Annotated in this window: 20 protein-coding genes and 2 riboswitches; of the genes, 5 read left to right on the top strand and 15 right to left on the bottom strand. The window is 57.9% G+C overall.

Translation table 11 applies throughout. The features are described 5' to 3' along the window. Positions 1-15: 15 nt before the first annotated feature. Entirely contained in the window at positions 16-408 is a 393-nt protein-coding gene (gene gcvH / locus QWJ34_RS04755; protein WP_302725929.1) for a glycine cleavage system protein GcvH, read from the bottom strand. A gap of 246 nt (positions 409-654) precedes the next feature. Continuing rightward, positions 655-785, top strand: a riboswitch (glycine riboswitch). A 3-nt stretch (positions 786-788) separates the two neighbouring features. Beyond that, positions 789-895: riboswitch (glycine riboswitch) on the top strand. Positions 896-1,023: 128 nt separating this feature from the next. Between gcvH and gcvT the strand changes: the two genes are divergently transcribed. The 4 genes from gcvT (at position 1,024) to def (ending at position 5,887) form a co-directional block, all read left to right on the top strand. Continuing rightward, positions 1,024-2,196, top strand: a complete 1,173-nt coding sequence (gene gcvT, locus QWJ34_RS04750) for a glycine cleavage system aminomethyltransferase GcvT (protein ID WP_302725928.1) — start codon at positions 1,024-1,026, stop codon at positions 2,194-2,196. Further along, positions 2,193-3,548, top strand: a complete 1,356-nt coding sequence (gene gcvPA, locus QWJ34_RS04745) for an aminomethyl-transferring glycine dehydrogenase subunit GcvPA (protein ID WP_302725927.1) — start codon at positions 2,193-2,195, stop codon at positions 3,546-3,548. The genes gcvT and gcvPA overlap by 4 nt, the downstream gene beginning before the upstream one ends. Continuing rightward, positions 3,545-5,053 carry an aminomethyl-transferring glycine dehydrogenase subunit GcvPB gene (gcvPB, locus tag QWJ34_RS04740; protein WP_302725926.1) on the top strand — a complete coding sequence of 503 codons (1,509 nt, stop codon included), beginning with the start codon at positions 3,545-3,547 and terminating at the stop codon, positions 5,051-5,053. Before gcvPA ends, gcvPB begins: the two co-directional genes overlap by 4 nt. Before the next feature lie 240 nt (positions 5,054-5,293). Continuing rightward, positions 5,294-5,887: a peptide deformylase gene (gene def / locus QWJ34_RS04735; protein WP_302725925.1), complete on the top strand. Its 594-nt coding sequence runs from the start codon at positions 5,294-5,296 to the stop codon at positions 5,885-5,887. Positions 5,888-6,291: 404 nt separating this feature from the next. Here the strand turns inward: def and QWJ34_RS04730 are convergent, their stop codons facing one another. The 13 genes from QWJ34_RS04730 to QWJ34_RS04670 form a co-directional block, all read right to left on the bottom strand. Further along, positions 6,292-6,828: a hypothetical protein gene (locus tag QWJ34_RS04730; protein WP_302725924.1), complete on the bottom strand. Its 537-nt coding sequence runs from the start codon at positions 6,826-6,828 to the stop codon at positions 6,292-6,294. Positions 6,829-7,052: 224 nt separating this feature from the next. Next, positions 7,053-8,765: a phosphoenolpyruvate--protein phosphotransferase gene (gene ptsP / locus QWJ34_RS04725; RefSeq protein WP_302725923.1), complete on the bottom strand. Its 1,713-nt coding sequence runs from the start codon at positions 8,763-8,765 to the stop codon at positions 7,053-7,055. Then, positions 8,758-9,033: an HPr family phosphocarrier protein gene (locus QWJ34_RS04720; RefSeq protein WP_302725922.1), complete on the bottom strand. Its 276-nt coding sequence runs from the start codon at positions 9,031-9,033 to the stop codon at positions 8,758-8,760. Before QWJ34_RS04720 ends, ptsP begins: the two co-directional genes overlap by 8 nt. A 119-nt stretch (positions 9,034-9,152) precedes the next feature. After that, complete coding sequence (gene ptsG, locus QWJ34_RS04715; RefSeq protein ID WP_302725921.1) at positions 9,153-11,216, bottom strand: glucose-specific PTS transporter subunit IIBC; 2,064 nt, start codon at positions 11,214-11,216, stop codon at positions 9,153-9,155. A 333-nt stretch (positions 11,217-11,549) separates the two neighbouring features. Continuing rightward, positions 11,550-12,386: a glucose PTS transporter transcription antiterminator GlcT gene (gene glcT / locus QWJ34_RS04710; protein WP_302725920.1), complete on the bottom strand. Its 837-nt coding sequence runs from the start codon at positions 12,384-12,386 to the stop codon at positions 11,550-11,552. 109 nt (positions 12,387-12,495) lie between these two features. Further along, positions 12,496-13,332 (bottom strand): YitT family protein, encoded by an 837-nt coding sequence (locus QWJ34_RS04705; protein ID WP_302726684.1) that lies wholly within the window; start codon positions 13,330-13,332, stop codon positions 12,496-12,498. 208 nt (positions 13,333-13,540) lie between these two features. Next, positions 13,541-15,112 carry a flotillin lipid rafts scaffold protein FloT gene (locus tag QWJ34_RS04700; protein WP_302725919.1) on the bottom strand — a complete coding sequence of 524 codons (1,572 nt, stop codon included), beginning with the start codon at positions 15,110-15,112 and terminating at the stop codon, positions 13,541-13,543. A gap of 1 nt (position 15,113) precedes the next feature. Continuing rightward, positions 15,114-15,653, bottom strand: coding sequence for an NfeD family membrane protein (locus QWJ34_RS04695; RefSeq protein ID WP_302725918.1), 540 nt, complete (start codon positions 15,651-15,653; stop codon positions 15,114-15,116). Positions 15,654-15,824: 171 nt separating this feature from the next. Further along, entirely contained in the window at positions 15,825-16,400 is a 576-nt protein-coding gene (locus QWJ34_RS04690) for a hypothetical protein (RefSeq protein ID WP_302725917.1), read from the bottom strand. A gap of 351 nt (positions 16,401-16,751) precedes the next feature. Continuing rightward, a complete protein-coding gene (locus tag QWJ34_RS04685; protein WP_302725916.1) occupies positions 16,752-17,915 on the bottom strand; it encodes an iron-containing alcohol dehydrogenase in 1,164 nt (387 codons plus the stop codon). An 830-nt stretch (positions 17,916-18,745) separates the two neighbouring features. Further along, complete coding sequence (locus QWJ34_RS04680; protein ID WP_302725915.1) at positions 18,746-20,422, bottom strand: UDP-glucose--hexose-1-phosphate uridylyltransferase; 1,677 nt, start codon at positions 20,420-20,422, stop codon at positions 18,746-18,748. 30 nt (positions 20,423-20,452) lie between these two features. Further along, positions 20,453-21,439, bottom strand: coding sequence for a UDP-glucose 4-epimerase GalE (gene galE / locus QWJ34_RS04675; RefSeq protein WP_302725914.1), 987 nt, complete (start codon positions 21,437-21,439; stop codon positions 20,453-20,455). Between the two features lie 55 nt (positions 21,440-21,494). Further along, the gene (locus QWJ34_RS04670; RefSeq protein WP_302725913.1) at positions 21,495-22,670 is read right to left on the bottom strand and encodes a galactokinase; all 1,176 of its coding nucleotides are present in this window, start codon (positions 22,668-22,670) and stop codon (positions 21,495-21,497) included. A gap of 197 nt (positions 22,671-22,867) precedes the next feature. Between QWJ34_RS04670 and QWJ34_RS04665 the strand changes: the two genes are divergently transcribed. Beyond that, positions 22,868-23,728, top strand: a complete 861-nt coding sequence (locus QWJ34_RS04665) for an AraC family transcriptional regulator (RefSeq protein ID WP_302725912.1) — start codon at positions 22,868-22,870, stop codon at positions 23,726-23,728. A gap of 417 nt (positions 23,729-24,145) precedes the next feature. Here QWJ34_RS04665 and mgrA read toward each other — a convergent pair whose 3' ends face one another. After that, a complete protein-coding gene (gene mgrA / locus QWJ34_RS04660) occupies positions 24,146-25,150 on the bottom strand; it encodes an L-glyceraldehyde 3-phosphate reductase (protein WP_302725911.1) in 1,005 nt (334 codons plus the stop codon). Between the last annotated feature and the right edge of the window lie 79 nt (positions 25,151-25,229).

Below are 25,229 nucleotides of genomic sequence, written 5' to 3'. Positions count from 1 at the left end.
GAACCCGCGCTTTGCTCAGTCTTCCTGGTGCCGCTCGTATTTCTCCGGCGTCAGCAGCCCGGCCAGCAGGCCTTCGGCCGCGTCGTCCGGCTGAATTTCGATCATCCAGCCCCCGCCGTAAGGCGCGCTGTTCACCAGTTCCGGTTCGCCCTCGAGCGCTCCGTTGACCGCAACGATCTTGCCGCCTACCGGGCAGAACAGGTCGGAGACCGTTTTAACCGATTCGATCGATCCGATGCTGGCTTCCGCTTCGACCGCCGCGCCTTCCTCCGGCAGTTCCACGAATACGATGTCGCCAAGTTGGTGCTGCGCGAAATCCGTGATGCCCAGACGCAGGTTGCCGTTTTCCAGCTTCTCGATCCACTCGTGGTCCTCGGTATAGTACAGTCCCGCTTTCACTTCACTCATTGTACGCTTCGCTCCATTTCGGTATATTGCCGAACATTCGGCATGTTTTTTCTTTCACTTGTTCGGGATTTTTCCGCGACTTAAGCTTACGGCAGCCTTTTTCCCATGTCAATGTTCCTGTCAAACATTTTAATAAAATTCAAAGTTTTGTTGACAACCGGGGGCTCCATCCCTTAATAATTAGGATAAAGCATTTGATCCGCATTTGGCAAAAAAACGAACGTTCGACGACATGCGCATAGGCGAGTGAAAGCATAGGGAGAGAGTACCGGGAGCGCGTCAGCGCTTTGCGGGTGCCGCCGAAGGAGTAAGCCGTTCGAAAGCGCGTTGGCGCGCAAGACGGTGAATCTCTCAGGCAAAAGGACCTTTGCCGGACGCCACTCTGGAGAGCATCCGCGCGGCAGGAGCACAGCCCGAAGCCGCGGGCGGATCACCCAAGGGGAAACCCGCTTCGCGGCGGGGCAACTCTCAGGTATCAAGGACAGAGCCCTTACGATCAGGCCTTTCGTTTCCGATTCGAGGAAGCGTGGCCGGTCTTTGGGGACCTGTCCTTTTTTGCGCGCTTGCGAAGCAGGAACGACGCAACCAAATCGTATTCAAAGGAGACTTTTAACGATGACTTCACTCAAGCGAACCCCGCTTTACCCGCTGTACGCGGAGACCGGCGAACCGCGCTGCATCGATTTCGGCGGCTGGGAGCTGCCCGTGCAGTTCTCCGGCATCCAGAAAGAGCACGAAGCCGTGCGCGAACGCGCCGGACTGTTCGACGTGTCGCATATGGGGGAATTCCTGCTCAGCGGCGAAGGCGCCTGCGAAGCAATCAGCTTCCTGACGACGGGGGGTATCGCGGCGCTGGAAGACGGACAGGCCGTGTATACTTTTATGTGCTACGAGAACGGCGGCGTGGTGGACGACCTGATCGTTTACCGGATTCGCGAAGAAGATTACATGCTTGTCGTCAACGCCGGCAATATCGACAAGGACGCCGATTGGATCAAGTCCCGTCTGCCGGAGTCGGTCGATTTCCGCGACGTCTCGGACGGCACCGCGCTGATCGCGCTGCAGGGTCCCGCTTCGCTGCCGATCCTCAAGAAAGTCTGCGGAGACAAAGGGCTCGACGACCTGAAGCCGTTTCATTTTATCGAAACGGGCGAGTTCGAAGGCACGATGGCGTATATCTCCCGCACCGGATACACCGGCGAAGACGGCTTCGAAATCTACGCCGCCGCGGAGCACGCTCCGGCGATCTGGCGCGGCCTGATCGCCGCCGGCGAAGAATTCGGCCTGCTGCCGTGCGGCCTCGGCGCGCGCGACACGCTGCGCTTCGAAGCCAAGCTGCCGCTGTACGGCCAGGAGCTGTCGGCGGATATCACGCCGCTCGAAGCCGGCCTCGGCTACTTCGTCAAGCTCGGCAAAGGCGACTTTATCGGCCGCGAAGCGCTGGCCGCCCAGAAAGAAGCCGGCGCGCCGCGCAAGCTCGTCGGCCTGGAAATGATCGACCGCGGCATCGCGCGCTCGCACTACCCGGTATTTGCCGGCGGCCGGCAAATCGGCGAAGTGACGACCGGCACGCAGTCGCCGACCCTCAAGCGCAATCTGGCGCTGGCGCTGATCGAAGCCGAATTCGCGCCGCTCGGAACGAAGATCGAAGTCGAAATCCGCGGCAAACGATTGCAAGCGGAAATCGTCAAAGCTCCTTTTTATAAGAATACGCCGGCCCATAAAGCCTTGATTGCGGAGTCCGCCTCTGCGCCAACCCTATCCGACAAGGGAGTGAATACGCCTTGAAGAAGCACCGTTATATTCCGATGACGCAGCAGAACGAACGCGACATGCTCGCCGCCGTGGGCGCCGAAAGCATCGAGGACCTGTTCGCCGATATTCCGAAGAACGTCCGTTACGAAGGCGAACTGCCGATGTCCGGCGCGCTGGACGAAGCCGCCCTGCTGCGCCATATGTCGCAGCTCGCCGGCAGGAACGCCGACAGCGACCGCTACGCCAGCTTCCTCGGCGCAGGATTGTACGACCACCAGGTGCCGGTCGTCATCAACCACATGATCTCCCGTTCCGAATTCTACACGGCTTACACGCCGTACCAGCCGGAAGTCAGCCAGGGCGAGCTCCAGGCCATCTTCGAATTCCAGTCGTATATCTGCGAGCTGACCGGCATGGAAGTCGCCAACGCCAGCATGTACGACGGCGCGACCGCGATGGCCGAAGCGGCTTCGCTCGCCGGCGGCGCGACCAAACGCAAGAAGATCGTGATCTCTTCCACCGTGCATCCGGAAACGCGCGCCGTCGTGCGCACGTACGCGTACGGTCTCGGCATCGAAGTGATCGAAGCCGGCTTCGATAACGGCGTAACCGACCTGGCCGAGCTCGAAGCGCTGGTCGACGGCGACACCGCCGCCGTGCTGGTGCAGTCGCCGAATTTCTTCGGCGCCGTCGAGAACGTGCGCGCGATCGGCGACCTGATCCACGCGCAGAAAGGCCTGATGATCGTCAGCGCCAATCCGCTGTCGCTCGGTCTGCTGGAAGCGCCGGGCAAGCTGGGCGCGGATATCACCGTCGGCGACGCGCAGCCGCTCGGCATCTCCGGTTCCTTCGGCGGTCCGACCTGCGGATACTTCGCCGTTTCCAAAGCGCTGATGCGCAAGATTCCGGGCCGCATCGTCGGCCAGACGACTGACAAGAACGGCAAGCGCGGCTTCGTGCTCACGCTCCAGGCACGCGAACAGCATATCCGCCGCGACAAAGCGACGTCGAATATTTGTTCCAACCAGGCGCTGCTGGCGCTGTCCGCTTCCATCTATCTGTCGGTGATGGGCCGTCAGGGCATGATCGACGTTTGCGACCTGAACCTCAAGAAAGCGCACTACGCGGCGAAGCAGTTCGGCGCGATCAAAGATGCGCAGCTTGCTTTCGCCTCGCCGTTCTTTAACGAATTCGTGCTCAAGCTTCCGGAAGGCACGAATGTGCACGAGCTGAACGCCAAGCTGCTGGAAGAAGGGTTTATCGGCGGCTACGATCTCTCCGCCGAGTATCCGGAGCTCGGTCCCGCTATGCTGATCGCCGTTACGGAAAGACGTTCCAAAGAAGACATCGACCGCTTCGCGGAAATTCTGGAGGGAAGCCTATGAACACGAACCTCGATCTCAAACCGGACAGCCGATCCGCCGCCCAGGAAGACTGCGCGCTGATCTTCGAACTCAGCCAGCCGGGACGCGTCGCCTACTCGCTGCCGGAATGCGATGTGCCGGTAAACGAAGACGAAGCCGCGGACTGGCTCCCGGCCGAATTCAAGCGCTCCGAAGCGGCCGCGCTGCCGGAAGTATACGAAGTCGACGTAATCCGCCATTACACCGGTCTGTCGCGCCGCAACTTCGGCGTGGACAACGGCTTCTATCCGCTGGGCTCCTGTACGATGAAGTATAATCCGAAGATCAACGAAGACGTCGCCCGCTACGCCGGCTTTGCCAAGATCCATCCGTACCAGCCGGTGGCAAGCGTCCAGGGCGCGCTGGAACTGATGCACACGCTGCAAAACGACCTGGCCGCGCTGACCGGCATGGACGCCGTCACGCTACAGCCGGCCGCCGGCGCGCACGGCGAATGGACGGGCCTGATGATGATCCGCAGTTACCACGAAGAGCGCGGCGAACACCAGCGGACCAAAGTGATCGTGCCGGACTCCTCGCACGGCACCAACCCGGCCAGCGCGACCGTCGCCGGTTTCGAAACGGTCACGATTCCGTCGAACGCCAAAGGCATGGTCGACCTGGATACGCTGCGCGCCGCCGTCGGCCCCGACACGGCCGCGCTGATGCTGACCAACCCGAGCACGCTGGGCCTGTTTGAAGAGCAAATCGTGGAGATCGCCCAAATCGTGCACGAAGCGGGCGGCCTGCTGTATTACGACGGCGCCAACTCCAACGCGATCATGGGCATCACCCGCCCGGGCGACATGGGCTTCGACGTCGTCCACCTCAATCTGCACAAAACGATGAGCACGCCGCACGGCGGCGGAGGTCCGGGCGCGGGCCCGGTCGGCGTCAAGTCGATCCTGACCCCTTACCTGCCGGCTCCGATCGTCGAACGGCTCGAAGACGGCTCGTACGACTTTGCCGCTCCGGCTCCGGGTTCGATCGGCCGCGTCAAAGCTTACTACGGCAACTTCGGCATCCTCGTGCGCGCTTACGCCTATATCCGCACTTACGGTCCGGACGGCCTGCGCCGCGTATCGGAATGCGCCGTGCTGAACGCCAACTATATGATGGCGCGTTTGAAAGATTACTATGAAGTGCCGTTCGCCGGACCGTGCAAACACGAATTCGTGATGAGCGGCAGCGGCCTGAAAAAGCACGGCGTGCGCACGCTGGACGTCGCCAAACGGCTGCTGGATTTCGGGTACCACCCGCCGACCATCTACTTCCCCCTCAACGTCGAGGAGTGCATCATGATCGAACCGACCGAGACGGAAAGCAAAGAAACGCTGGACGGCTTTATCGATACGATGATCCGTATCGCGAAGGAAGCCGAAGAAAATCCGGAGCTGCTGCTGAATGCGCCGTATACGACGCCGGTTACGCGTCTCGACGAGACGAACGCCGCGCGCAAACCGGTGCTGAACTGCGCGTGCAGCTAACACGGGTGCGTTGGGCGGCTGCGCTTCCGCCCTCTCCGCGGGTGAAAACGGAGCCGTCGTTTTCCCGTTAGATCCGTTCGCTGTTTGCAAGCCGGCCGTTTCCCGTTTTTTGCGGGAAGCGGCTTTTCTTTTGCGCCGGCGCGCTTCATAATAGAAGAAGGGCCGCGGGCGCTTGAGTTGAAGGCATCCGCCGATCCTTTTTTCCATAAACCATTCAGGAAGACGAGGTATCCCGAAATTATGTCATTAACCGATAAAGGTCACCGGATCACGATGAACGATATTATCCGCGAAGGCGATCCGATCCTGCGCCGCAAAGTGCAGGAAGTGAAGTTCCCGCTTTCGGACGAAGATCGCAATTCCATCGACGCCATGATGCGCTATCTCAAAGAAAGCCAGGACGAAGAACTGTCCGAAAAATACGGGCTGCGTCCGGGCGTTGGCATCTCGGCCAACCAGGTCGGACTCGACCGCCGCATGTTCGCCGTATTCTTCACGGATGTGATGGAAGAAGAAAATCCGACGCTGTACGAATACAAGCTGATCAATCCGAAGATTGTCAGCCATTCCACGGCGATGACGTATCTGCCGGACGGCGAAGGCTGCTTGTCGGTCGACCGCGAGGTCGAAGGCATCGTGCCGCGCTACGAGAAGATCAAGCTCAAAGCCTACGACACGGAAGGCAAAGAGGTTCTGCTCAAGCTCAAAGGCTATCCGGCGATCGTGATGCAGCACGAGCTGGACCACTTGAACGGCGTGATGTTCTACGACCATATCAATGCGAAGGATCCGCAGCAGGAGCCGGCGGGCGTGAATATTCAGAGCCTATGGTAAAAGGGGAATAAAAAGAACCGGCTGAAACGCCGGTTCGGTCGATAAATTCCTATTCGTAAAAGCAGGTGAAGGGCTGCGGGAGAAATTCGTTAGCGTAGGCTTCCGAGGTGACTTTCTCCAAAAGTCTTTAGGTCGCGTGTTGAAATCGGGAAGAACTGATCAGATTATAGGTGGAATCTTCCCGATTTCAAAGGCGAACATTCCATTCCTCCACTGAATTTCTCCCTCCGCCTCTTCGCTTCGCTTTCACTCAATCTTTTATCGACCTATTGAACCGGCTAAATGCCGGTTCTTTTTATTTGGTGGGGAAGCGGGAAAGGAGCAAGTGCTGTCTATCGACGCCTATAACTTATGGCCTGCGGATTGAGGCTTCCCGCTTCCGGCTTGCGAATTGCAGATCGCGTTTATCCTTCGGATTCTACCATATCGAGCGTCACGATTCGGGTAGCGGCGCCGGTGAAAGGGGTTCGGTAATCGGATAAACGGAATTCCCGGCTGTAGGATTGGGACCGGCCGTCCATGGTGTAGGTGATTTCGACTTTTACTTTTGAACGATCGCTTATGCGCAGATTCTCGTGGATGACTCCGCCCGAGATCGCGTGGCTGTCGGACTGGAACGTTCGGCCGCCGCCAAGGCTGTGCAGGAAAGGATCGGACGAAGATGTATCGAGTACGTTTTGGCCGTCTATGCTCAGGCGCGCTGCGGCTTCGGAGAAACGATGTTCGCCGCTGCTGTCGGAGAACAAATACGAATTGGGCGAAACGTACAGGCTGCCGCCCATTTTCACCAGCGCCACGCCGCGCAGATCGAGATCCTCGGTATGAATATCGAATGTATACTCCACCGGTTTTTCGTTCATGCGAAAAGCTGCATATCCCGTCCAGATCGTCAGCAGGAGCAGCAGCGCGGCGGCTGCGCTCCATCCTATTTTTTTCTTCAATTCGAATCCCCTCCGGCTTCGGCTTATGTACGTTTCCTTGCGTAACCTCTGTACACACCCGTCCACTCTATCCTTTATTGCGGGGTAAATCCATAAGTTTCCTCACACTCCGCAGGTCGTAAACCGGCGGATATCCGCACGCAAAAAAACCGGTTCCCGAAGGAACCGGCCGATCGCAGCAGAGCGATCAAAAAACGGATATGCGTGAATATCGAAATCCAGGCTTACGCCTGAATGGCTTCGACCAGCGCGACGACTTCTTCGGCCGTCGAACATTCCAGCGCTTTTGCGGCCAACTCCTGCATGTCCGCGCGGGACAGTTTGGAGATCTGGCTGCGCGCCGGCAGGATGGAAGTGGCGCTCATGCTGAATTCGTCGAGTCCCAGACCCAGCAGCAGCGGAATCGCGACGGAATCGCCGGCCATTTCGCCGCACATGCCGGCCCACTTGCCTTCTTTGTGCGCCGCTTTGATGACCATGTCCACCAGGCGAAGAATCGAAGGGTTGTAAGGCTGGTACAGGTACGAGACGCGTTCGTTCATACGGTCCGCGGCCATCGTGTACTGGATCAGGTCGTTGGTGCCGATGCTGAAGAAATCGACTTCCTTCGCAAACTGATCGGCCAGAACGGCGGTCGAAGGAATTTCGACCATGATACCGAGCTGGATATGATCGGCGACGGCGATGCCTTCGTTCTTCAGGTTCTCGCGCTCTTCTTCAAGCAGCGCTTTGGCCTGACGGAACTCGACCAGGGTCGCGATCATCGGGAACATGATGCGCAGATCGCCGTGCACGCTCGCTCTGAGCAGCGCTCTGAGCTGCGTCCGGAAAATGTCCTGACGATCCAGGCACAGGCGCACGGCGCGGAAGCCCAGGAACGGGTTCATTTCTTTCGGCAGATCGAGGTAAGGCAGTTCTTTGTCGCCGCCGATATCGAGCGTGCGGACAACGACCGGTTTGCCTTCCATTTTTTCGAGCACGGTCTTATAAGCGTTATACTGCACTTCCTCGGACGGAAGTTTGTCGCGGCCCATGTACAGGAACTCGGTCCGGTACAGGCCCACGCCTTCGCCGCCGTTGTCGAGCACGCCGGCTACATCGTTCGGCGTGCCGATATTCGCGGCCAGTTCGACGTGAACGCCGTCCGTGGACACGGTCGGCTCTTCGCGCAGCTTGCGCCATTCGGCGCGCTGCTCGTCGTACTTGACCTGCTTGTCGCGATATTCCGCAACGACTTCGTCGCTTGGATTCACGATGACGTGTCCTTCGAGGCCGTCCACGATCACAAGGTCGCCCGGTTGGATCTGCTGCGTTACGGTCTTCGTGCCGACGATCGCCGGAATCTCGAGCGAACGGGCCATGATCGCGGAGTGCGATGTACGGCCGCCGATATTGGTGGTGAAACCTTTAACGTATTTGCGGTTGAGCTGGGCCGTATCGGAAGGCGTAAGGTCTTCGGCGATGACGATGACTTCTTCGCTGATCTCCGACGGGTTCTGCACGTTCAAACCGAGCAGGTGGTTCAGGATGCGCTTGGTCACGTCGCGCATGTCCGCCGCGCGCTCCTGAAGGTAAGTGCTCTTCATGTTCTCGAACATGGAGACGAACTGCTTGGAAGTTTCGTTCAGCGCATAGTCGGCATTGACCTGATCGTTGACGATCATGTCTTTGACCGGGCTGATCAGCTCGGGATCGTTCAGAATCAGCAGATGCGATTCGAAGATCTCGGCTTTCTGCGCGCCGAGTTCCTGCAGCGTATTTTCCTTGATGCGTTCGAGTTCGACCTGCGATTTCGCCAGAGCGTCGTCGAGTTTGGCCACTTCGGCCTGCGCATTTTTGACAGTCTGCTTCGTTACGGTATAATCCGGATGCTCCAGGCGAAAAGCTTTGGCAATGGCGATGCCGGCCGAAGCCGCGATTCCGGAAATATTAAGCATTGACTTCGCCCAGACCTTCTCCGACCATAACGTCTTCCAGAGCCTGGAGAGCCGCGCCTTCTTCTTCGCCCTGCGTGATCAGCGTCAGCGTCGATCCTTTTTCAAGACCGAGCGACAGAACGCCCAGGATCGATTTCAGCGTGACGCGTTTGCCGTTGGCTTCCGCGAACGATTCGGTCGATTTGAATTTGTTAGCCGTATTAACCAGCGCCGTTGCCGGGCGTGCGTGGATACCGTCTTCGTCTACGATGCGAAATGTTTTTTCCATGATTTAAGTTCCTCCAATGTGTTCTTTTTAAAGTAACCATACTTATTATAGCTCAATGCCTTGCAATTTGCACGCTTGCCTGCTTATTGAATGTTTGTCACCTTTTTGTACGCCAGGCTTTATTTGATCGAAACGATCTTCTCTTCGCCCGCTTTGACGGTTCCCGTCTTGAGCAGGGTGACTTTCGCGCCTTCCGGCAGGTTGGAGAAGATCACCGGCGTCATGATCGAAGGAGCATGCTCCCGCACATAAGCCAGATCGACTTCCAGAATCGGCTGCCCGGCCATAACGGCATCGCCTTCCGCTACCAATACATTAAACCCCTGCCCTTTGAGTTTAACGGTGTTTACGCCGATATGGACCAGAATTTCTTTGCCCGCTTCCGACATGATGCCGATCGCGTGCTTGCTCGGGAACACGTTGAACACGGTGCCGTTGACCGGCGAGACGATATTGCCGTCCGACGGCAGCACCGCGAAACCGTCGCCCGTCATCCGCTGCGCGAATACCGGGTCCGGCACGTTCGAGATGTCCTGCAGCTCGCCGTTGGCCGGAGACACGATGATTTCTTCATTGAGCACGTCCACGGCTTCCTCGTCGCCGCGAGCCGATTCATTGGCTTCCGGCAGTTCGACGGCCGCGGCCGGAGTCTCCACCGGCGTGCGTCCCGCGATAATATCCTGGATCTGCGACTTGATCGTATCGGAGCGAGTGCCGAAGATGGCCTGGATATTGTTGCCGACTTCGAGCACGCCCGCCGCGCCGAGATTCTTCAAACGGTCTTTGTCGACATTGCCGACATGGTTGACCTGAACGCGCAGGCGGGTGATGCAGGCGTCGAGATTGGAGATATTCTCGCGTCCGCCGAGCGCCAGCAGGATATTCTGCGGCAGTTCGCCGGCCGTTCCTTTGCCTGCGCTCGATACCGCCTCGTCGGTCGGATCTTCGCGTCCCGGCGTCTTGAGGTTGAACTTGCGGATTGCAAAACGGAAACCGAAGTAGTAGATGACCGCAAGCACCAGGCCGACGATAATGACATACCACCACGGCGTCCGGTTTTGCAGCACCCCGAACAGCAGGAAGTCGATCAGGCCGCCGGAGAAGGTCATGCCGATATGCACGTCCAACAGCTGCATCGTCATAAACGACAAACCGGCGAACACGACGTGAATCCCGAACAGTACGGGAGCGACGAACAGGAACGAGAATTCCAGCGGCTCGGTAATCCCGGTCAGGAACGAGGTCAGCGCCGCCGAACCCATAATGCCGGCTACGTACTTTTTGTGCTCCGGACGGGCTTCGTGATAGATCGCCAGCGCCGCGGCCGGAAGGCCGAACATCATGAACGGGAATTTGCCGACCATGAACATGCCCGACGTAAAGTCTGCGCCGTCTCTCATCTGCGCCATAAAGATCCGCTGGTCGCCGTGGAACACTTCGCCGGCTTTATTGACGTATTCCCCGAATTCGTACCAGAACGGCGAGTAGAAGATATGATGCAGGCCGAACGGAATCAGCGCGCGCTCGATGCAGCCGAAGATAAACGCCGACAGTGTCGGATTTCCGTTGGTCATCGTATTCGACAGCGCGTTCAATCCGTGCTGGATCGGCGGCCATACCACAACGAGCAGCAGACCGACCAGGATCGAAGTCGCGGCCGTCATGATGGGAACGAAGCGTTTGCCGGCGAAGAAGCCCAGGTAAGACGGCAGCTCGATCCGGAAAAACTTTTTGTACATGACCGCGGCCAGTATCCCGATAATGATGCCGCCGAATACCCCGGTGGAGAGCGTCGGAATCCCGAGCACGCTCGCGTAACCCAGACCGGATTCGCTCGTCAGCGCCGGCGTTACGCCGATTACCACGCCGAGCGTGACGTTCATAATCAGGAAACCGACGATTGCCGCGAGGCCCGCTACGCCTTCCCCGTCGGATAAACCGACGGCTACGCCGACCGCGAACAGCAGCGGCAGATTGGCGAAGACGATATCGCCCGCTTTCATCAGCACCGTCGCTACCGCTTGCACCCACTGCACATCGAGCGCCGGCGCCAGTTCCAGAAAGTCGGGACTGACCAGCAGCGTGCCGATCGCGAGCAGAAGACCCGCGGCCGGCAGGATGGCGACCGGAAGCATAACCGCTTTGCCGACACGCTGCAGGAGTCCGAATAGTTGTTTGAACATGATGCTTCTCCTCACTATGTTGTTATTCCGTTTGTCGTTAATACGGTTATTCGATTGTCCATAGAGCCCGATCCGGCGCGGAAAGCGTCAACGAAAGTCCTGAAACGAGAACGCAAAAAAGGCATGAACGTACGAAAAATAAAAGGAATACTCTCAATGACAGGACCACCCGGGTATACAGCCAGGTCCCGCTTGAGTATGCTTTTTATTCTCCGTATCGATTCATGCCTGATCGTATCAGTGACACATCGCTACTGGATCGTTTTAAGTTGGCTTACGTCGGTCATTATAGCACTGCCCAAGCAGCTTGGCAAGCCCTTTCACGAATAAAGTTTACAGCCCTTCCCGCTCCGCCAAACGCTGCAAATGAACGGTCAAATAGCTGACTTCGGCTTTGTACACCGGCAGTCCGAGCCTTCTTTCCATCACTTTGGTCAGCTTCCAGGCCAGCGAATACAGCTCGGGATATTCCCGCCCCAGCAGTTCCGCGAGCCGGTCGGTCGAACGCACTTCCTCGCCCCGGCGAATCCGCTCGATCGCGAAGCGCAGATGCGTCAGCAGCCGCGAATAATCGAGACTGGTCCGGTTCAGCCCGCCACCCAGCGACTGCTCGATCAGATCGACCAGGTCCGCGATCAGCTGCGAATGCTCCTTGACTTCGCCGATCGGACGGTTGGTCATGGCGCTGTGAATATGCAGGGCGACAAAGCCTACTTCGTCCGGTCCCAGCGAAGTCCCGAAGCGCTGCTCGATCAGGTCCACTACATACTCGGCCAGCTTGTATTCTTCGGGATAAATCTCTTTGGTTTCGTACAGAAAAGGGTTCTGGAACGTAATTCCTTTCTCGATCCGCTTCAAAGCAAACCCGATATGGTCGGTCAGCGCGACGTGGATATGCTCGTTGAGCGGCACGCCGCTGACGCTGCGTATATTCTGGATCGCCTCGTCCATGACTTCGATCAGACCTTCGTCCACCTGCGGCAGCAGCTGCTTGTACTGCTCCTGCTCGCGCCGGCTGCGCAAAATAAACATTTTCTCGGCCGCTTCGGACTCGATCGAATCGCTTTCCTTCCGCCCGAATCCGATCCCTTTGCCGATGACGACCACTTCGCCGTAATGCGGGTCGTCCGCGATAATGACGTTGTTGTTCAATACTTTGGACACCTGCATCCGCTTGCTTTCGCTCCTCTATGTTCACAGTGCATTCTGCCGAATAGATTATCAAAAAAACGCTTAATATTCAACTCCGGCGCCCTTGCGGACCGCCTGCGAACGCCGTTTATTTGGAGATGTCGACAAAGCCTTCGCCAAACACGTCGCGCACGTCGTGAATCGTGACGAAAGCGTCTTTATCCGCTTCTTTGACGATTTTTTTGAGCTGCGACACTTCCTGCTTGCTGATAACGATATACAGCACTTCTTTCGCTTCTTTCGTATAAAATCCGTGCCCCGACAGCACCGTAACGCCGCGATCCATCACCCGGTTGACCTGCTCGGCGATCGCGTGCTGGTGTTTGGAGATAATCATGACCGCCTTTTTCGGATTCAATCCTTCAATGATAAAGTCCATCACCTTGGTTCCGACATACAGCAGCACGATCGTGAACATCAAGTTCTCCGGCCCGATAATAAAAAGCGACGAGAAAGCGACGATCAAATCGAAAAACAGCAGCCCGTAGCTGATGCTCCAATCCAGGTATTTGTTCGCCAGCCGGGCCAGAATAACCGTTCCCGCCGTCGTTCCGCCGACCCGCACGATCATGCCGATCCCCACGCCCGCGAATACCCCGGCAAACAGCGCGTTCACCGTTTTCTCGTCGGAATGCAGACTCCAGCCCTGGGTAAGATGCAGGAACAGCGAGTTGAACGCCACGGCCAGTACTGTATAAATAATCGTCTTTTTATCCAAAAAGCGATACCCGACAATCAGCAAAAAAGAATTGATAATCAGGTTGACGATACTCGGCGACCAGTGAAACAGATAGTATAAAATGATCGTCACGCCCGTGACTCCGCCTTCGCCGAAGTCGTTCGGAATCACGAACAGATTGACCGCCAGCGCGAAAATAAAGGCTCCCGCCGCGATAAACAGAATATCCGTGATCATTTTGGTCATTTTTTTATTTGGCATCAATACATTCCCGTCCTTTTCGGCAGTTCGTCGGCGCGCGGAAGCCGCTGCAACGCGTTTCCGCCCGCGCAATCCCCTAATTCTATCCCATGCAAAAAAGGACCGTCAACCCGCATTTTTCCTTGAGGAATGCGGGTTGACGGTCTTCGCGTGCATAGTTATTCGAAAAAGCTGCAAGCGGGATTGTCGCGCTTTAGACTTCCGCTTCGGACGAAGGACGGTTCAAGCGGGCCAGCGCCTCCGCTTTGCCGGCTTTCTCGGCCGACAGCTTCGCTTCGACCTCGGCTTCGCTCGGCCGTTTGCCGCCTCCGGTCAGGTTCTGGATCATCTGCTCAAGGTCGAGCCCCGAGACGCTTTTGAGCATTTCCGGAGCCGTGGCCATCAGCTCGGTCACATAGCCGCTGACGCGGGATGCGCCGCCGCCTTCGCCCCGGCCCGTATCGACGACCGTAATCTTGTCGACGGACGCGATCGGTTCGGCGATCTTGCCGGCCAGCTCCGGCAGCATATTGACGATAATATCGAGGATCGCCGCTTCGCCGTAGCTTTTGAACGCTTCGGCCAGCTTTTCTTTCGCTTCCGCTTCGGCCAGGCCGCGCAGACGGATAACTTCCGCTTCGGCCGTACCTTTGGCGCGTTCGGCGTCGGCGACGGCCTGACCGTCGAGCCGCTTCTGTTCGGCGGACGCTTTGGCCTGCGTTTCGATCGAGTACTGCAAAGCATCGGCTTCGCGCATCCGGCGCGCTTTGTCGGCTTCCGCCGCCTGTTCGACCGAGTAGCGGTCCGCGTCGGCTTTCTTCTTCACTTCCGCGTCGTACTGTTTCTGGCGGACCTGGATTTCTTTCTCCTGCAGGTCGATTTCGCGCTCTTTGCGAACCAGTTCGACCCGCATTTGTTCTTCGACCGCGATCTGCTTGGCGCGCGCCTCCTGGATCAGGTACGCCTGGTCGGCGTCGGCTTTGGCCGTATCCTGATCGCGTTTGAACGCGGCGATTTTAAGTTCTTTCTCTTTCTGTCCTTCGGCGATATTCGTATCGCGGATCAGTTCGGCCTTCTGCCCTTCTTCTTCGGCGCGGGCTTTCTGGATCCGGGCGTCCCGGATCGCTTCGGCTTCCGCAATCTCCGCGTCCCGCTTGACGGCCGCGATTCTCGGCTTGCCGAGCGATTCCAGGTAGCCGTGCTTGTCGCGCACGTCTTTGATCGTGAACGAGACAATTTGCAGACCCATCTTCTTGAGATCGCGCGCCGCGACGCTTTGCACTTCCTGCGCGAACCGGTCGCGGTTGCGGTACATCTCTTCGACGGTCATCGATCCGAGGATGGACCGCAGATGGCCTTCGAGCACTTCCTGTGCTTCGGACTTGAGCGCTTCGATCGGTTTGCCCATGAACTGCTCGGCGGCCGTCGCCACGTCTTCGGTCGAGCTGCCGATCTTGATAATCGCGACCCCGTCGGCCAGTACCGGCACGCCCTGTTCGGTGTACACTTCGGGCGTCGTTACATCCAGCTTGTGCGAGAGCAGCGACAGGTATTCGGCTTTCTGGAATACCGGCAGAATAAATGCGCCGCCGCCCCTTACGATCTTGATCTTGCGTCCGGCGTCGTCGTCGGCGATATTCTTGCTGCCGAGAAACGAACCCGTCACCACCATCGCTTCGTCGGTGCTGACCGTCTTGTAGCGCGCCCAGAAAGCAAGCCCCAGTACGAGCAGCACAGCCACTACGATACCCGGAATAAGCAGGTAATCCGGAATCTGATCGAACATATTAACCCAACCCCTTTTCCAATTTTTCAAGCTCGCTTACGCCAAGCGTTCCTTCTTTCACTTCGACCACGACCACTCTGACGCCGGCGGGAATCCAGTCGCCGTCGAAGCTGAACGCCGTGTGCAGCGTATTGCCGGAACCGCCCATCTTCACCAGCACCTCGCCGTAGCCTTTCTCCGGCACCGGCACGGTCACTTCGCCGATCCGGCCGGTCAGCTCCTGCATCGAGTAGCCCACCGAGTTCTCGCTGCCCTTGATCGGCTTGACGTAACCGAAGTAGAGCAGCAGGCCCGATGCCGCGGCGCAGAGAACGGCTGCGGAAACGCCGAGCCCCGGCGTAAGACTCGTATACCTTTCGATCATGATGCCCGCCCCGCCGAATACGGTAACCATGCCCGCCAGCACGGTCGGCTGCAGGAACTCGAACGACAGGGCTTCGAACATTCCGCCGAACGCTTCGCCGATCCAGTCCCCGAACAGGACGCTGATGAGCGTAAACATCACACCTCCCGCCAAACAGCCCAAATATAGCGCTTCCATAGCCGCTTTCCTCCCCCCCTTGGATGATCCTCACTCCGATGTCGATCGGCGGCTTTTCTTTTTCGTTGCCGCAGCCGCAAATCCCATAACAAGATTGAGTATATTGTTACATACGGATGGTTGGCGATTCGGTTTCATTTTTTCTTGATTTTCCTGTTAATCCCTGAATTCTTATTGTTCATTTACGGCTTCGGCCAGCAGCTTGAGCAGCTGTTCGCGGCTGCGGGACTCGCTTGGCACACCCTGAAGCGTATAAGTCAGGTCTTTGGGACGGGCGACGGCGATAAGACCTTCTCCCGCTTCGTACACCTGCATGGCGACGCCGTCCACTTCTTCTTCCGATTCTTCGGCTCCGCCGGTTTCCACCGGCAGTTTGCCGATCGCAAGCGCCGCTACGGTGTCGCCTTTGTATACGCCGTACAGCAGCCTTGCTTCTTCGTGGAGATCCTCGTCGTCGATCTGCGCCGCTTTTTCTCCCCGCTGCTCGACGTAGCCGATAATGACCGTATCCGTATTGTTGGGATCTTTCGGGTCCGCTTCCTCGTCGGGATGCTGCCAGTGCTGAAGCACGACCATGCTGATCTCGGCGCCATCCAGCTCGGGCAGCTTCAACCCGGAAAATGTTTTGCCGACTTCGCTTTCCGCATATTCCAGCGTGCCTTCCTGCGGAGCCGGTTTGGAACAAGCGGTACCCGCAAGAATAAGTATGAGCAGGACGGTAAACGGAATAAACTTCTTGATCTTCATTTGATTCCCTCCCGGATTTCTTTTCATGCAATACGGCAGAGCTTATCCTATGGTTTCGGAAAATGAATTAAAAAAAGCCCGAGAAAGCTTTGTATCCTCTTGGGTTCCCAAGCAATACTCGCGTTCCACGGCTTTTTATGTTTATTTAGAGACCCTTCCAATATTCCCCTCTGTCACCTTCTCCCTTTTTCCACCACGGTTATGTTGCGATGTTTCTCCAAATGCAAATAAGCGATCTCGCTGTATCCAGCCACAATGGCGTACGCCAATTGTAGCAAGGAAACTATGAGATCGCTATTGCATTTTACAGGTTATTCCTTAAACTTTTTTGCATATGATAAAAGGCCTTTTTTACAGCGAAGCTTTATAAATCGCTACGACATCGTCGCGCTGGAGCTTGTTGAAGTTGCCGAACGGACCGAATTTCATCGCTTTGTCGGCCATTTCTTCGATGCGGCTGCCGTCGATCTCGTAATCGGCGAGCGTACTCGGCGCGCCGATCGAGTTCCAGAAATTCCGCAGCGCTTCGATGCCTTCCAGGCCCGCTTCCTCGGCCGATTTGCCCGCCGGATCGACGCCGAACACATTGACTGCGAGCTTCTTGAAGCGTTCCGGATCGGTGTTCAAGCTGTGCTTCATCCAGTTCGGGAACAGGATCGCCAGGCCGCCGCCGTGCGGAATATCGTACACGGCCGACACGGCGTGCTCGATATTGTGCGTCGCCCAGTCGCCGGCGAGCCCCATGCTGAGCACGTTGTTCAGCGCCATCGTGCCGCTGTACATGACCGTTTCGCGCAGCTCGTAGTTCTCCAGGTCTTCGATCAGCTCAGGACCGGCGTCGATCACCGCGCGCAGTACGGATTCGCAGAAGCCGTCCTGCACCGGCGTATTGCTGTCGAGATGGAAGTACGTTTCGAGCACGTGCGACATCATATCGACCATGCCGTAAACGGTCTGGTCTTTGGGCAGCGAATACGTATGCTCCGGATCGAGAATCGAAAAAGTCGGGAACGCATACGGACTGCCCCAGCCCAGCTTCTCCTGCGTTTCTTCGTTCGTGATGACCGAGCCGCCGTTCATCTCGGAACCGGTCGCGGCCATCGTCAGCACGACGCCGAGCGGCAGCGCGTCCTGCGCCGCGGCTTTGCGTTCCGCAAAGTCCCACATATCGCCGTCGTATTTCGCGCCGACCGCGATCGCTTTGGCGCAGTCGATCACGCTGCCGCCGCCCACGGCCAGGATCAGGTCGATCTTCTCCGATGTGCACAGATCCACGCCTTTGTGCACCGTAGACAGGCGCGGATTCGGCTCCACGCCGGACAGTTCGACGATTTGCGCGCCAATTTCGTTTAAAAGGGCTGTCGTTTTATCGTACAAACCCGAACGCTTGATACTGCCGCCTCCGTAGACGAGCAGCACGCTGCTGCCGTATTTCGGCACCAGGGTCTTGAGCTGCTCGAGCTGGCCTTTGCCGAAGATAAGGCGGGTCGGATTATGGAATGTAAAAGATCTCATGGATGAATTAAAGCCCCTTCCTTTTCATAAGTACGTCATTATTATATACCTGCGGTTGGGCAAAAACAAAAAAAGAGCGGCGCATGCTGCGCCGTCAGGGCGTCGAGAAAGCCGGATAGGGTACCAAACGGAAAATAGCGGCACAGGTACACTTATTTGGGGCGAAACTCTTCGATTTCTTCAAATAGCGACGCAGGTGCAGCTATTTGGGAGCCAAAAGCCGAATCGAAGCGGAAAAGCACGAAATAAGTGTATATACGCATCTATTTTAGATTCGCCTTGCCAATCGCTTTAGTTCTCCAGCCCTTTCCCGAATCTTTCATTCCAATCGAATCTACCTATTTAGGTTGACATCCAATCGTTTCTCGACACTCTGGCGGCGCATGCTGCACCGTTTCAGGTTGTCGAGAAAGTCACGCAGGCGGGGAAGCGAGCCGACTCCGAGAGAAATTCCTTCCAGTCGCGTGTTGAAAGCGAGAAATGGAATTGAATTTTAACGGAATTTTCTCAATTTCAAAGGCGACCGCTATCGCTCTTCCACTGAATTTCTCTCTACGCCGTCTCGCTTCTAGTTACGTTAGCTAGTGCCCTTTCAACTCTTAATCACAGGTTTACGTTTTCCTGAAACGCACACGCTTTAGGTGCGATTCCGTCGGAGACTTCGTACACGCTTCAGGTACGAATCTCAGGGGAGCGTATTCCTACCTTTAGTGTTGACAAGGTACTAGACTTTCTCGACACGTTGAAAAGCGGCGCCTATGCGATGCGCCGCTCTCCCCTCTTTATTTCTTTTCCCCCTATGAAGAGGTTATATCGCCGGCTTCCATGGTTTACTGAGCATCCGTCCGGTTCCAGCCGAGGCTGGAAACAAAGCGGAAGAACGCTTCGCGGCCTGCGGCGTCGGTCTTGTAGACGCCGGCGTGTTCCAGGATCTCGGTGAATTTGGCGCCGACTTCGCGGCGCACCAGATCGAGCGCGGCTTCGTCCGTCAGGTCGGAACCGCCGGTCCCGATCAGCTCCCGCACCCACGGCAGATGCTGGGCGAGCGGATGCGAGACGTCGCTTTCCGCTTCGGACAGCAGCCGCGAATCGCCGCTCAGCACGCGTCCGATCAGCTCCAGTTCGTCTTTGAGACGTCCCGGCAGGATCGCCAGGCCCATCACTTCGATCAGGCCGATATTTTCTTTTTTGAGATGGTGCATTTCCCGGTGCGGGTGGAAAATGCCTTCCGGATGTTCTTCGCTTGTCCGGTTGTTGCGCAGGACGAGATCCAATTCGTACGTGCCGCCTTCGCGGCGGCGGACGATCGGCGTGACCGTATTGTGCCGGACGCTTTCGCCGTCTTTGTCGCTGGACGCGCGTACGCCGGCGCTTTCGTCGCTGTACGTTTTCCACGTTTCGTATACGGTATTCGCCGCTTCGAGCAGCTCGCCCTGATCGGAGCCCGAAAGCCGGATCACCGACATCGGCCAGCGCACGACTTCGAGGCGCACCGACGGGTATTCGTTATGCGCGAATACGGCTTCGGTGACGGCGCGTTCGATCGCAAACGTATGCTTGCCGCCCTGAAAGTGATCGTGCGTCAGAATAGAGCCGCCCACGATCGGCAGATCCGCGTTCGAGCCGAGGAAATAATGCGGGAAACGGTCGGTAAACCGCAGCAGACGGCGCAGCGTATCTTTCGTCAGCTTCATCGGCACGTGGTCGCGGTGCAGAACGATGCAGTGTTCGTTGTAATACACATACGGCGAATACTGGAACAGCCACGGTTCGTCGTTCAGCTCTATCGGAATCACGCGCAGGTTCTGCCGCGCCGGATGGTTGATCCGTCCGGCATAGCCGACGTTTTCGCGGCAGAGCTGGCATTTCGGATAAACCGGAGGCGGCAGCAGGCGCGCCTGGGCGATCTCCTCCGGCGTTTTTTCCGGCTTCGACAGATTGATCGTGATCTCGATCGGGCCGTACTCCGAGTCGTGCGTCCAGTACAGATTTTTCGACACCCGGTCCATGCGGATATAGTTCGAATCGATACACCATTTGTAGAACCGGTCGGTCGCCGCTTCGATGCCGCCGAGCTCCGCCGTCGTATTGAAATCCCTGACGATCTCCGACGGGCGCGCAATCAGCAGCCCCATCAATTTGGCGTCGAGCAGATCGCGCTGCGTATCGGTATTTTCCGGAATCATGCCGGTTTGCGCCGCGTAATCGATCAGCGCGTCCAGCATGGGCTGCGGACCTTCCGGCAGACTCTCCGCCAGCGCGTCTTCGCCCCCGTAAGGCTCGTCGAAGCCGAACTGCTCCAGCAGCCGGTTGCGGCCGTAATCGGCGTCGAACGCTTCCAGCAGTCCCGCTTCAAGCGCGAAAGCCGTCAGGCGTTCGGTCGCAATCAGCGCCTGTTCACGCGATACCTCGCCGTTTTCCGGCCGACCGGTTTCCGTGCGCTGCACGTCGCCCGGCTTTTCCCCCGCCGTTCCTTGCTGTACTCCGTTTTTCAACTGTTCGCTCATGGAAGCCGCCCCCGTTATCGTTCTCGTTTTTTAATCGTTATAGCCGTCCGGACGGGACTGATGCCAGTTCCAGGCGCTGGAGATGATCGTGTCGATATTTTCGCGCGACGGGTTCCAGCCCAGCACGGTGCGCGCTTTTTGCGAGGAAGCGATCAGCACGGCCGGGTCGCCGGCGCGGCGCGGCTGCGTGACGACCGGGATTTCTTTGCCCGTTACCCGGCGCGCCGTCTCGATGATCTCGCGTACCGAGAAGCCGCTGCCGCTGCCCAGGTTGAACACGTCGCTTTCGCCGCCGTTCTTCAGGTAGTCGATCGATCGTAGATGCGCGTCGGCCAGATCGCTGACATGCAGGTAATCGCGGATGCAGGTGCCGTCTTCCGTCGGATAATCGTCGCCGAAGACGGAGATATGCGGACGCTGTCCGAGCGCCGTTTGCAGCACGATCGGGATCAGGTGCGTTTCCGGACGGTGGTCTTCGCCGATCTTTCCGCTGTCGTGCGCGCCGGCCGCGTTGAAGTAGCGCAGCGCGACGTAGCGGACGTTCAGCACGCGGTCGTACCAGCGGATCATGCGTTCCATCATCAGCTTCGTTTCGCCGTATACGTTGGTCGGCTCGGTGCGGTCGGTTTCTTCGATCGGCGTCTTCTCGGGTTCGCCGTAAGTGGCCGCCGTCGAGGAGAACACGATTCTGCGCACGCCCGCTTCGTTCATCGCTTCGAGCAGGCACAGCGTGCCGTAGGTGTTGTTGTCGTAATATTTGCCCGGGTTCTGCATGCTTTCTCCCACCAGGGAATTGGCCGCAAAGTGGATCACGCCTTCGATTTCATTTTCCGCAAACAGCTTCTTCAGCAGTTCCTTGTCGCGCAGATCGCCTTCGTACAGTTTGCCGCCCAGCAGAGCTTCGCGGTGTCCGGTTTGCAGATTGTCGAGCACCACCACTTCGTCGCCGCGTTCAAGCAAAGCCGCCACAGTGTGTGAACCGATATAGCCGGCGCCGCCGGTAACCAAAATCGCCATTGTTAGGTCCTCCTCGGAATTGGGTTTGGAATCGGATAGGTTTTTTCGTCAAAAATCAGCTGCCGCCGAGCTCTTCCACGCCTTCGCCGACACCGCAGACGTAGAATTCGCCCTGCAGTCCGGTGCGGGATTTGTAGCGGTCGCCCACTTCGCGCACAAAGCGCTCCACGTCGTCTTCGTGCACCAGCGATACCGTGCAGCCGCCGAAGCCCGCCCCGGTCATGCGCGCGCCCAGCGTGCCCGGAATCTTGCGCGCTTCTTCGACCATGACGTCAAGTTCTTCGCAGCTCACTTCGTACAGGTCGCGCAGCGAGTCGTGGGACAGGTTCATCAGGCGCCCGAACTCCCGCAGGTCGTTCGCCGACAGCGCTTCGACCGAAGAGAGCACGCGGGCGTTTTCTTCGACGACGTGGCGGGCGCGGTTGGCTACCGTTTCGTCGGTCAGCGCGTCTTTGTACTGCTCGAACTGCTCGGGCGTCAGCTCGGCCAGGTATTTAAGGTCGGACTTGCGTCCTTGAAGCTGCTCCAGCGCGGTATTGCACTGCTCGCGGCGCTCGTTGTACTTGGAATCCACCAGCCCGCGGCGCTTGTTCGTATTGCCGATCACCAGTTTGCAGCTGCCCGTTTGAAAAGGCACGTGTTTGTACTCCAGCGTGTCGCACATCAGCAGGATCGCATGATCCTTTTTGCCGTTGGCGACGGCGAACTGGTCCATGATGCCGCAGTTGACGCCGACGAAGTTGTTCTCCGCGGCCTGCGACAGCAGCGCGATCTCGACGGTGTCGCGGTCGAAGCCGCCCATCGTCAGCAGCGCGTAGCCCGTGACGACTTCGATCGAAGCCGACGAGGACAATCCCGCCCCGTTCGGAATTTCGCCGTGGTACAGCAGTTCGTATCCGCGGGACACCGGATAACCGCGCTTTGCCAGCTCGACCATGACGCCGACCGGATAATCCGTCCACTCCCCCGTTTTGTGCAGCCCGATCTCGTCGACTTTGATCTCCGCTTCCTCCGGCAGATTGGTCGAAGCGAAGCGGATCACGCCGTCTTCGCGTTCGCGTACGATCAGCGTCGTGCCGAATTCCAGCGCCGCCGGCAGCACGTACCCTCCGTTATAATCGATATGCTCGCCGATGAGATTGACGCGGCCGGGCGCATGAAACACGCGCGGTTCGCTGCCGGATTCGCCGAACTTCTGTATAAACTTTTGTTTGATTTGCTGTGCATCCATCTGGGGATCACCTCATGGGTTTAATTGTTTTGCATCCGAGTTCATTATAAAAGATAGCGCTAACTCTGATAATACACCGATGTGCGGATTGCATGGACTTATGTGACTTCCGGTACGCGGCGTATTATACTGGAAAAAGAAAGCCGGGCGGTTCACCTCGAAGCAAAGGCCCGGTTATACGAAAGCGAGGAACCCATATGCCGGAAGAAACCGAGGGCTTTTCCTATTCCGTTGCACCAAACCCCGTTTACGACGACAAAGGCATGCTGTACGTGCTGTTTGCGGGCGAAAGCCAAACGCTGCCGGAGCACCGGATCGGGCCGAAGATCTACGATTATTTCCTGCTGCACGTCGTCGAGCGAGGCCGCGGCGCGTTCGTGCACGAAGGGCAGACGTACGAACTGGAAGCGGGCGACGCTTTTCTGATCCGGCCGGGCCGGCTGGTCAGCTATGTATCGGATCGCGGCGCGCCGTGGAGCTACCGCTGGATCGCTTTTGCCGGCCCGCTGGCCGAAGACGCGGTGCGCACCGCCGGCTTGACCGCGCAGCATCCGGTATTCCGTCCGTCCGGCGAATCGGATATTCCGAGCCTGCTGAACGATACTCTCGAAGTATTCCGTTCCCGCCGCGCCGGCGCGCATCTGGCGTCCCTGGGCTATCTGCACCTGATTCTGGCGGCCGCCGAAGACGTGGTACGCGGCGAATCGGCGGTTCCGGCGGCCGATACGGCCGGAAGTCTGGCGGTCAAGCAGATGATCCGCTATATGACCGACCAGTACGCCCATCCCGTCTCGATCGAGGATATGTGCCACAGTCTGGGTTACAACCGGGCTTATCTGTCGCGCATGTTCAAAAAGGAAACCGGCGTCGCGCCCGTGACCTACCTGCTGCGGCTGCGGATCGACAAAGCGCGCGGGCTGCTGCGCGAACGGCCCGATCTGTCGGTCCAGCAGATCGCCGCTTCGGTCGGCCTGACCGACCCGCTGTACTTCTCGCGCCAGTTCCAGCGGCTGCACGGACAGGCCCCGACCGCCTATCGGGAATCGGTGCTGCGCTGAACGTTGACGTTGACGGACTGCCGTCCGGCATGAAACGGCGTACCGGGAGCCGGGAGCCGAATGCCTCCTCTTTATCTAAAACCTCCGCCCGCCATGCGAACCTTTTTGACGAACGCGGCATTTGCAAAACATAGCTCGACAAGCAAGCCTGATCCGTTTCTATTCTAAAACCTCATTCGTACTTTGTCACATTTGTCACAGATGAATGTACCGTTACGCTTGGCTGAGATTCGCACCGTTTGAAGGGTGACAAAGTACTGGGCCGGCCGCAAAAAGCGGACAAACCAAAAAGTCCCGGAATTCGAAAAACGCCTCGAATTCCGGGACTTTTTTGCTGTCTATTACCGAGGCGCCGGCTGCATGCGCCGCCTCGGAACTGCCGGATCGCTTGCGCTCAAGCCGCGGTTTGAACCGGGCTTACTGCTCGCTTTCGGTCTTCAGGATCTTCTCGATCCGGTCGAGTTCTTCCTGCGAGAATTCAAGCTGCTTCAGCGTTTCCACGTTCTCTTCGATCTGCGAGACCCGGCTTGCGCCGATCAGCACGGAAGTCAGCCGTTCGCCGCGCAGCACCCAGGCCAGCGCGAACTGCGCCAGACTCTGGCCGCGGGCGCCCGCCATCTGGTTGAGCGCGCGCACTTTGCGCATCGCTTCCGGCGTAATCTGCTCCTGGTTCAGGAACGGGGAAGCACTCGCCGCGCGGGAGTCGCCCGGAACGCCGTTCAGATATTTGTTCGTGAGCAGCCCCTGCGCCAGCGGACTGAACGCGATACTGCCCACGCCGTGCTCGTCCAGCACATCCTGCAGTCCGTGCTCGATCCAGCGGTTCATCATCGAATAGCTCGGCTGGTGAATCGTAAGCGGCGTGCCGAGATCTTTGAGGATCGACACCGCTTCGCGGGTCTGATCCGCCGAGTAATTCGAGATGCCTATGTAGAGCGCTTTGCCGGAACGCACGATATGATCGAGCGCGCGCATCGTCTCTTCCATCGGCGTGTCCGGGTCCGGACGGTGATGATAGAAAATATCGACGTAATCGAGTCCCATCCGTTTGAGGCTCTGGTCGAGGCTCGAAACGAGATATTTGCGCGAGCCCCATTCGCCGTACGGTCCGGGCCACATATAGTAACCGGCTTTCGTCGAAACGATCAGCTCGTCGCGGTACGTTTTCAGGTCGTCCGCCAGCAGGCGTCCGAACATCTCCTCGGCCGTGCCGGGCGGCGGGCCATAGTTATTGGCCAGGTCGAAATGCGTAATGCCCAGGTCGAACGCGCGGCGCACAATCGCCCGTCCGTTCTCGTATGCGTCCACTCCGCCGAAGTTGTGCCAGAGTCCGAGCGAGACCGCCGGCAGCTTCAGTCCCGATCGTCCGGAGCGGTTGTATTTCATTCCGTCGTAGCGTTCTTCGCTCGCCTTGTATCCCATCGCGTTAATCATCCTTTCGTCTCAAGCCTGCTTTCATCATATCGTCCTGTTTTCCAATTGGCAAGAAAACGATTACAGC

This window comes from Saccharibacillus sp. CPCC 101409, assembly GCF_030518235.1.
Lineage (GTDB): Bacteria > Bacillota > Bacilli > Paenibacillales > Paenibacillaceae > Saccharibacillus.
Note: the sequence above shows the minus strand (reverse complement) of the source record. Positions and strands in the feature narration are given on the sequence as shown.

Bases quoted from the DNA above. Each gene is read 5' to 3' on its own strand.
- glcT (WP_302725920.1), bottom strand. From the start codon at position 12,386: ATGCAGGTGTCCAAAGTATTGAACAACAACGTCATTATCGCGGACGAC.
- QWJ34_RS04685 (WP_302725916.1), bottom strand. From the start codon at position 17,915: ATGAGATCTTTTACATTCCATAATCCGACCCGCCTTATCTTCGGCAAA.
- ptsP (WP_302725923.1), bottom strand. From the start codon at position 8,765: ATGCTTAATATTTCCGGAATCGCGGCTTCGGCCGGCATCGCCATTGCC.
- mgrA (WP_302725911.1), bottom strand. From the start codon at position 25,150: ATGGGATACAAGGCGAGCGAAGAACGCTACGACGGAATGAAATACAAC.
- gcvT (WP_302725928.1), top strand. From the start codon at position 1,024: ATGACTTCACTCAAGCGAACCCCGCTTTACCCGCTGTACGCGGAGACC.
- QWJ34_RS04705 (WP_302726684.1), bottom strand. From the start codon at position 13,332: ATGACCAAAATGATCACGGATATTCTGTTTATCGCGGCGGGAGCCTTT.
- QWJ34_RS04700 (WP_302725919.1), bottom strand. From the start codon at position 15,112: ATGTTCGATCAGATTCCGGATTACCTGCTTATTCCGGGTATCGTAGTG.
- ptsG (WP_302725921.1), bottom strand. From the start codon at position 11,216: ATGTTCAAACAACTATTCGGACTCCTGCAGCGTGTCGGCAAAGCGGTT.
- galE (WP_302725914.1), bottom strand. From the start codon at position 21,439: ATGGCGATTTTGGTTACCGGCGGCGCCGGCTATATCGGTTCACACACT.
- QWJ34_RS04690 (WP_302725917.1), bottom strand. From the start codon at position 16,400: ATGAAGATCAAGAAGTTTATTCCGTTTACCGTCCTGCTCATACTTATT.
- QWJ34_RS04670 (WP_302725913.1), bottom strand. From the start codon at position 22,670: ATGGATGCACAGCAAATCAAACAAAAGTTTATACAGAAGTTCGGCGAA.
- QWJ34_RS04695 (WP_302725918.1), bottom strand. From the start codon at position 15,653: ATGGAAGCGCTATATTTGGGCTGTTTGGCGGGAGGTGTGATGTTTACG.
- def (WP_302725925.1), top strand. From the start codon at position 5,294: ATGTCATTAACCGATAAAGGTCACCGGATCACGATGAACGATATTATC.
- gcvPB (WP_302725926.1), top strand. From the start codon at position 3,545: ATGAACACGAACCTCGATCTCAAACCGGACAGCCGATCCGCCGCCCAG.
- gcvH (WP_302725929.1), bottom strand. From the start codon at position 408: ATGAGTGAAGTGAAAGCGGGACTGTACTATACCGAGGACCACGAGTGG.
- QWJ34_RS04720 (WP_302725922.1), bottom strand. From the start codon at position 9,033: ATGGAAAAAACATTTCGCATCGTAGACGAAGACGGTATCCACGCACGC.
- QWJ34_RS04680 (WP_302725915.1), bottom strand. From the start codon at position 20,422: ATGAGCGAACAGTTGAAAAACGGAGTACAGCAAGGAACGGCGGGGGAA.
- QWJ34_RS04665 (WP_302725912.1), top strand. From the start codon at position 22,868: ATGCCGGAAGAAACCGAGGGCTTTTCCTATTCCGTTGCACCAAACCCC.